2 protein-coding genes are annotated in these 2,010 nt (G+C 34.5%); one reads left to right on the top strand and one right to left on the bottom strand.

All coding sequences use genetic code 11. The annotated features are described in order from the left end of the window. Positions 1 to 417 precede the first annotated feature (417 nt). Positions 418 to 900 (top strand): PRK06770 family protein, encoded by a 483-nt coding sequence (locus tag AB3X49_RS22070; RefSeq protein ID WP_367964747.1) that lies wholly within the window; start codon positions 418 to 420, stop codon positions 898 to 900. Between the two features lie 626 nt (positions 901 to 1,526). Here AB3X49_RS22070 and AB3X49_RS22065 read toward each other — a convergent pair. Next, the gene (locus tag AB3X49_RS22065; protein ID WP_201065265.1) at positions 1,527 to 1,832 is read right to left on the bottom strand and encodes a monooxygenase; all 306 of its coding nucleotides are present in this window, start codon (positions 1,830 to 1,832) and stop codon (positions 1,527 to 1,529) included. Positions 1,833 to 2,010: the final 178 nt, after the last annotated feature.

The raw sequence follows: 2,010 nt of genomic DNA, 5'->3' as shown, positions 1-2,010 counted from the left end.
CTATTTAACCAATAAGACAGGGACAATAAATGAAAATTGGTTATCGTCAAAAGAAATCAAAGAAGCAAATAACATCGAAGATCTTGTAAAAGAAAGAGATCCTGCCAATTAAATTTAAAGTCCTTTTCATGTTTGTTATTTAATGTGAATGCACAATATTTCGAAGTCTCAACCCAGGCTAAAAATCACATGTATTTTTGAAAGAAAACTGCTTATATTTTCGTTTTGAAGTATTTACTTTTCATAGCTTGATGGTGATGGGGTAGCGCCCTCAAGCTATGATTTTTAATTCCCCCCAGAACGAAAACTTTAAGCATCATTGACTACTGATAATGATGCTTAATGTAGATCACACAGTTAGATAGCGATATACAGCTCTTCTTTTATGGTACACTTCAATAAAAGGGGGGACGAGGTTTGAAAAAGTGGATTAAAATCACATCAAGCTTAGTTATTGCTATAGCAGTTGGTATTTTTACTGGTTACAAAGTTGGTACGTATGCAGGTTCAGACGTTAAGGACAAGCAGACTCAGAGAATTAAAGGGGACGAGGTAATACTTGACCTCAATTCTGATCGTCATATAATCAATGCAATGCACAAAATGACTCATCAAAAAGTACTATCTCACGAAAAGCAAGGATTTATTAAAATGACTCCAGAAAACATCGAAAAAGTACGTCGAGCAATTGATGAAAGTAATGGTGGAACCTTACAACATAAAGAACAGTACCTCAAGATTTTGGTTCGCTGGTATGAAGGCGATTTCTCTCAATCGGTTGAGGAGCATAATTTATTATGGGAATGGGACAATAACAGCACTGGTAAAGCATACAAATTAGCGACACCGGAACAAGAAGAAGCATACATTCTAGAACAAGCGAAGTCTGAAAAACAATAAAGGTGTATTGTCACATCGGTATCAAACTAATAAAAAGAGATGCCCCTAAAATAAAAAAACACGCTACTCTTTCTGTAGATTGATAGGAAAGGATAGCGATGAGATATTCCCTCTATTTGTCCCGTATCGATACGCGAGAAACAACATTATTTATTATACGCCAAAGCAATAACAAAAACGGACCTGTTATCAGGTCTCTTCTCGCATTTTACTGTTATATTCCTTTAAAAATAACTTAATTCATACAACTTCCGTTACTCCTAGTTACTAAATAATAGTTATGTTCATAATCTTGCAACATGTATAGATGGGTATATATGTTATAATCAACTTAGCAAATTACAAATAAATTTGCATTTCCTGTGCCCCTTACCTCCCAGTAAGGGGCGTACCTTTTTATAAATAACTATTTCAGTACAACTTTTTTCGCAGTACTTTCACGTCAATTTCACAAATGTAAGAACTCTCATATGTTAGACTTAGTACAACCTTTTCCAAGGAACTATATACCGATACACGAATCCCTATTTATATAGGGATTTTTTTATAAAGGAAGAATTCAAAAAAGAAGGGATTATCCCCTCTTTTTTACGATTGCTCCGACTGGTGGAATTACGTGTCCTTTATTATTTACTATAACCATGATTCAGTTTAGTTAACTTTTCATTGATGTGAAAAATTCTTACTCTAATATCTTTAACACCGAATGTTTGAAGTCTATTCTTGTGCATTTCTCCATATTTTTCAGCATCTTGTTTTTCTTCAAATACATAGATGCCTCCAGCTTCTTTCGTTTCTTGATTCTCCGTCCATATTTTCCAATGGAATCCTTCTTCTTCATTAATACTTTTTGCTAAATCCCAAAATGCTTTTTCCATTTCTTCTCCAAAAGGACCTTCAAACGGAAAGTCAACTTGTAATAAATATGCCATTTTCACTCACTCCTATGTTCAATATTTTTCAATTCGAATGATGGTAATATCTTAAATGAGTACTGCTATTATTCCTGCACTCATTTGAAATTTCACCCGCATTTTCACAACCCCCCACTGATTATTAGCCTTCACCAATCGGGCTTTTACGGGCAGCCCGATTGGTGAAGGCTAATAA

The sequence above is a fragment of the Bacillus sp. C30 genome (genome assembly GCF_040838255.1).
In the GTDB taxonomy this organism is placed as follows: Bacteria; Bacillota; Bacilli; order Bacillales; family Bacillaceae_G; genus Bacillus_A; species Bacillus_A mycoides.
Note: the sequence above shows the minus strand (reverse complement) of the source record. Positions and strands in the feature narration are given on the sequence as shown.